Below are 6,000 nucleotides of genomic sequence, written 5' to 3' on the forward strand. Positions count from 1 at the left end.
ATTGCGAGTAGGGCCTTGTGCCCCGGATGCAGTTCGATTCTTATGCTTGCTAGCCTATGACCAATAGAGCTGAGCGGGTACCCTTTCCGTCCATGTCCGCGCCTTAATTAGTAAATTTTTCGGGCTCATCCTGTCCGCGCTGAGCATAGCCAACCCCAGAACAGCTCACCGTGAGATTGAATAGATGTATGACTTCTGATTCGATGACCGCCGGCGCACCGCTGGCTGCAAAGATTCCAACCACCCGCGAATTCCACGGCGACTCATTCACCGACAACTACGAATGGTTGCGTGAAAAGACCAGCAATCAGGTACTTGACCACCTGAAAGCCGAGAATTCGTACACCGACTCGGTCACCTCAAATCAAGAGCAACTGCGCGCCGATATCTTCGAAGAAATCAAGTCACGCACCGTGGAAACCGATTTGTCGGTTCCCACGCGTCGACGCGGCTGGTGGTATTACACCCGCTCAGTTGAGGGCAAACCGTACACCATTCAGTGCCGCGTCAAGGCCGAGGATTCAGCTGATGCACGTAAAGATTGGACACCACCGGAAATCGACCCGGTACAGCCACTTGAAGGCGAGCAAGTACTACTCGACGGCAATGAGCTGGCAGAAGGTCAATCGTTCTTCTCGCTTGGCGGCATGGCCATCAATGAGCCAAGCAACCTGCTGGCCTATTGCATCGATACTCAGGGAGATGAACGGTTCACCCTGTACATCAAGGACTTAGAAACCGGTCAGCTACTTCCCGACGTCATTGAGGGCGTGTTCTACGGACTGACCTTCTCCCCGGACTCATCCACCGTGTACTACTTGGTGGTAGATGACACCTGGCGCCCACATCAGGTGCGTGCACATAAATTGGGGACCGACCCAGCCACCGACACTGTCATCTTCCAAGAAGATGACCCGGGCATGTGGCTCGGCTTTGATCTGAGCACAGATCACCAGCAGCTTTTGATTTCCAGTGGCAACTCCGAATACGCCGAGACCAGCGTCCTAGATTTGAATGACCCGCAGGCGCAGGTTCGACTACTCGTACCGCGTTCACTGCGACTGCTTCACGGGGTGGATCTGCTACCGGGCGCCGATGCTCGTGCGGTGATCACCCACGATTACCAGGCCCCCAATAATATGGTGTCCCTGGTGGAGCTCAGCGAGCTAGGCGCCGACACCGATCCGGCTAGCTGGACCACGGTGTTGGCTCACGAATCAACGGTGAAGGTCGAAGGGACGGCACTGACGGCAACTCACCTGGTACTTTCGGTGCGCCGCGATACCTGCGAACGAGTGCAGCTGATTGCGTTGGAGTCTTTGGGCACCGAGTCCCAGCAAGCGATTATTGAGCCAGCCTTTGACGAAGAACTCTTTACCGCCGCGGCGACCTTCGCGAACTTGGAAGCACCGCTGATCCGCATTGGATATACCTCGGACTTCACTCCTGCGCGGGTCTATGACCTGTGGCTCGACGACCTGGAATTGGTACTGCGCAAGCAAACCCCGGTCAATGATTATGATTCGGCGCAATACCTGTCCACTCGTGAATGGGCCACCGCTGCCGACGGCACCAAGATTCCGCTGACTGTGATGCGTCGAGCAGATTTGGATACCTCGGTTCCTAACCCGGTCTTGCTTTACGGTTACGGATCCTATGAGGCCTCGATGGACCCAGGCTTCGGAATTCCACGACTGAGTGTGCTGGACCGCGGCGTCATCTTTGTCATCGCCCATGTGCGCGGCGGCGGCGAGCTGGGACGCGACTGGTACCTGCAGGGTAAAAAACTGACCAAGAAGAACACCTTCACCGACTTTGTCGATGCAACTAACTACCTGATCGACACCGGTTGGGCAGACCCAGCACGGATTGTGGCGCTAGGCGGCTCTGCCGGAGGATTGCTGATGGGTGCCATCGCTAACTTGGCACCACAGCTATACACCGCGATCATTGCTCAGGTTCCCTTTGTGGACCCACTGACTTCAATTCTTGATCCAGAACTTCCGCTATCTGCTTTGGAGTGGGAAGAGTGGGGCAACCCCATTGAGGATAAGGAAGTGTACGACTACATGAAGTCCTACTCCCCTTATGAGAATGTCACCGCCGTGAGTTACCCACGGATTGCCGCGGTTACCTCGTTGAATGACACCCGAGTGCTCTATGTTGAGCCAGCTAAGTGGGTGGCCAAGCTGCGCGAGGTGGGCACGGGCAGTGAACCGATCTTGCTGAAGACCGAAATGGAAGGCGGGCACGGCGGCGCTTCGGGTCGCTACGAAGCGTGGAAGAACCGCGCGTGGGACTACGCCTTCGCCTTGGACGCCTTAGGCAAAAACACCGGCTCAGCCAAGTAGCTCGCTTAGCGAACTCTACAAGCGGCGGCCTGCAGGACCTGGTGAGGATCACTAACTAGGTTCGGCGGGCCGCCGTGGTCTTTAACTGCACGTTGCGCGGTGCAGGGACAGTCAACGCAATCATAAAGATTCTTCGGCTTAATTCGACCCACCTAGAGGCCTGCTCACGGCGAGATTTCGGTTTCGGGACTCAAGAAATTCACACCTTTGTGACGCCTACCATTAGACAGCAGGGCTTGATATGGGTCACAATCTAGTATTACCTAATGATCGTTCGGTAACTAATTCGGCGGAGGTCCCTATGAGCGAAACCCAAATAGATAAAGCATTGCCCCACGCAATCTTGCACAACGACTATGCAACCCAGTGGATGGGCATCGAAGTTGTCGAGGTCAGTGACGGGTACGCGGTCATTACGATGACACTGCGCCAAGAAATGCTTAATGGTTTTGGTATCGCCCACGGTGGCATGATCTTCAGCCTTGCAGACACCGCCTTCGCACTGAGCTGCAACCCTGCCGAAGGTTCCAAGGACACCATCACCGTGGCCTCCGGAGTGGATATCAACTTCCTCAAGCCAGGAATTCCTGGTCGATTGTTGACTGCTACGGGCCGCCGGGTCTCCCAGCAAGGACGCAGCGGGATCTATGACATTACCGTCACCCAGCCCACGAGCGATGGCGGTACCGAAACCGTAGCCGAATTCCGCGGCCGCTCACGCACCGTCCCACAGCCTAAAAACCGCTAAGCGTTCCACACCACACGAAAGAATGAGCATGTCACAGACAACTGACCGCGATAACCTGCCTAATCCACTGGATCCTGAAGAGACCATGAGCCGGGACCAGATCGAGTCGATTCAGCTCACCCGTCTCAAAGAGACTCTGGACTATGCGTACACCAATGTTCCTTACTATAAGGACAAGTACGACACCGCCGGTGTGCACCCTAGCGATTTGAAGGAACTGGCAGATCTGAAGATCTTCCCTTTCACCGAAAAAGAAGATCTACGCAAAAGCTACCCCTTTGGCATGTTCGCTGTTCCACAGCACCAGGTAGCGCGCATCCACGCATCTTCAGGAACCACCGGCCGAGCCACGGTGGTTGGTTACACGCAGCAGGACCTCGATGACTGGGCCAAAATGGGTGCACGTTGCTTGCGCCTGTCCGGCGTAAAGCCCGGCTGGAAGGTTCATAACGCTTACGGTTACGGCTTATTCACCGGCGGAATGGGTGCGCACGCCGCAGCCGAGCGCCTAGGCACCACCGTCATTCCGATGTCTGGCGGACAAACCGATAAACAGATCACCATGATTCAGGACTTCGAGCCGGATGCCATCTTGTGCACGCCGACCTACCTGTTGACTATCGGCGACGCGATGCAGCGTGCGGGACTTGACCCACGCAAAACCTCCTTGAAGGTTGCCGTATGTGGCGCAGAGCCGTGGACCGAAGAAATGCGTCACGAGCTGGAAGAAATGTTCGGCATTGATGCCTGCGATATTTACGGACTCTCCGAGGTGATGGGCCCAGGTGTGGCCGGGGAATCTGGCGAGCTCAAGGACGGAAGCCATATTTGGGAGGATCACTTCCGCCCAGAAATCGTGGATGCTTATGACTCAACGAAGGTTCTTGGCGACGGCGAACACGGTGAACTTGTTTTCACCTCACTGACCAAGCAGGCCTTGCCTATCATCCGTTACCGCACCCATGATTTGACACGGTTGCTACCCGGTTCGGTTCGCCCAGGACACCGTCGTATGGGTCGTATTACCGGACGCAGTGACGACATGATCATTTTGCGCGGTGTGAACCTCTTCCCAAGCCAGATCGAAGAGCTCATCTTGAAGTTGCCGGCACTCTCACCACACTTCCAGCTGGTACTCACCCGCCCGGGCCGCATGGATCAGCTCGCGGTCAAGGTTGAGCGCCGTGCCGGGATAAGCACCGAGGACGCTACCAAGGCCAGCGGCGAGTTGGCCAAGCTCATCAAGATCCATGTTGGTTCTTCATGTGCCATTGAAGTTCTTGACCCGGAGACGCTGGAGCGTTCTATGGGCAAGCTCAAGCGCATCTTCGACATGCGAGACAAGTAAAGTCCACCTAGCGTGGGATAATTAAGGGATCATGAAACTTATCGAAAAATCGCGCATGCCTGTGAAGCGCGGTCGCCCCGGCTACGATCAGGATTCCGTACTTCGTATTGCTGTCGAAGCTTTTAACGAACACGGGTATGAAGCGACGTCGATGGGTAAATTGGCGGACCGGCTGGGTATCAGTAAGTCCGCCATCTACCACCACGTTTCTTCGAAAGAAGATCTGTTGCGGCTCGCCCTTGATGAGGCACTGATTCCTTTGGAAGCTGTCATCGATGAGGTTCAGGTACATCAGGGAAGTGCCGATGAGCGCTTAGATTTCTTCTTGCGGGCCACCTTCCGCATCTTGATTTCCAAGCGTAGCTACGTCACCTTGCTGTTGCGCTTGCGCGGTAATACAGAGCTTGAACGCAATGCGTTGGATCGCCGTCGCGCTATGGACCGCCAGCTGGCACAGCTGGTCACCGAAGCGCAGAGCACCGGCAGGCTTCGCGAGGATCTTGATCCTCGGGCTACCGCCCGTTTGCTGTTCGGTCTGATCAACTCCGTTGTGGATTGGTTCCGCGAAGATGGTCCGATTGAGGCCGAAGATCTGGAAAACCAGGCAATTACCTTGGTCTTTGACGGATTGCACCCCACACAGAAGTAATTTCATGGCTTCGGCCCCGGTTCCTGATGCGTTTTTACGTTACAGGAGTCGGGGCCGAACTATGTTCTATGTCGCTTCGCAGTACCGAGCTATTCGTCTTCACAGGTTTCGGCGATAGCATCAAGAGGGTGCATTTTGCACCTACCCGATCATTTCCCAGTCAAACTTAAAGAAGCGTCGTGGAAGAACTTTTTTACACTCTTTTCTCCCAGCTGCCAGGTACTGAATCAGGCATGCAGGTTGCACTCTATGCACTAAGCGCACTTCTCTCGCTGGTCGCATGCATTCTGTTGGCGCATCGTAACGACCTAGGTTGGTGGGCACAGATCCTCGCGGTCTTCGCCGGACCGCTAGTCATTGCCATGCAGTACGACATGCTGTTCTTGATCTATGCGATCCCTGCGCTGTTTGTCGGCGTCTTTGGTCTCTGGCGGTTCTCCCGTTATAGCTTCCAGGGTAAGTTCACGCGGCAGGTCACTCGTTCCCCGCTGGGTCTTTCGGCAATCATCACCACGGTGCTCGGCATAGCCGTGTTGACCGCGCTTCACCTAGGTGAAATGCTCACCACTGGTTTTGCTTTCACTGCCGGGACCGGAACCATCTGGGTTTCTTACATCACCGAGGCCGCGGTCTTGATGGCCTTCTTCTTGGTCGCTCAAGGCATCCGCTCCGGCTGGCTGCTGATGGCGCTGGCCTCGGCCGTTTACGTGGCAACCCTGTTCACTAACAACCCGGCCTTCGCGTTGTTGTTCGTCTGGGTATTCATGGTCATCGCCTCGCTCTACGCATGGTTCATGTGGCGCGTGCTGCCACGCCGTGATGCCACCGCGCAGCTAGCGGATCACCAGGCCGTCACCGAATAGGCTCTAATCCTCGGATACGCCAAAAGGCGGTGGCTACGGAA

General features: G+C 55.8%; 5 protein-coding genes. All 5 read left to right on the forward strand.

The window, feature by feature from the left end; genetic code table 11:
• The first annotated feature begins 188 nt into the window (after positions 1–188).
• Positions 189–2,351, forward strand: coding sequence for a S9 family peptidase (locus CIK74_RS14940; protein WP_096256990.1), 2,163 nt, complete (start codon positions 189–191; stop codon positions 2,349–2,351).
• 301 nt (positions 2,352–2,652) lie between these two features.
• A complete protein-coding gene (gene paaI / locus CIK74_RS14945; protein ID WP_096256991.1) occupies positions 2,653–3,099 on the forward strand; it encodes a hydroxyphenylacetyl-CoA thioesterase PaaI in 447 nt (148 codons plus the stop codon).
• 28 nt (positions 3,100–3,127) lie between these two features.
• A complete protein-coding gene (locus CIK74_RS14950) occupies positions 3,128–4,447 on the forward strand; it encodes an AMP-binding protein (protein WP_096256992.1) in 1,320 nt (439 codons plus the stop codon).
• A gap of 31 nt (positions 4,448–4,478) precedes the next feature.
• The gene (locus CIK74_RS14955; protein WP_170947903.1) at positions 4,479–5,096 is read left to right on the forward strand and encodes a TetR/AcrR family transcriptional regulator; all 618 of its coding nucleotides are present in this window, start codon (positions 4,479–4,481) and stop codon (positions 5,094–5,096) included.
• Positions 5,097–5,275: 179 nt separating this feature from the next.
• A complete protein-coding gene (locus CIK74_RS14960) occupies positions 5,276–5,959 on the forward strand; it encodes a nicotinamide mononucleotide transporter (protein ID WP_096256993.1) in 684 nt (227 codons plus the stop codon).
• The last annotated feature ends 41 nt before the right edge of the window (positions 5,960–6,000 follow it).

It is taken from the genome of Glutamicibacter sp. BW77, assembly GCF_002332285.1.
GTDB classification, from domain to species: Bacteria; Actinomycetota; Actinomycetes; order Actinomycetales; family Micrococcaceae; genus Glutamicibacter; species Glutamicibacter bergerei.

Coding starts and splice junctions, on each gene's coding strand:
- CIK74_RS14940 (WP_096256990.1), top strand. CDS start 189: ATGACTTCTGATTCGATGACCGCCGGCGCACCGCTGGCTGCAAAGATT.
- paaI (WP_096256991.1), top strand. CDS start 2,653: ATGAGCGAAACCCAAATAGATAAAGCATTGCCCCACGCAATCTTGCAC.
- CIK74_RS14950 (WP_096256992.1), top strand. CDS start 3,128: ATGTCACAGACAACTGACCGCGATAACCTGCCTAATCCACTGGATCCT.
- CIK74_RS14955 (WP_170947903.1), top strand. CDS start 4,479: ATGAAACTTATCGAAAAATCGCGCATGCCTGTGAAGCGCGGTCGCCCC.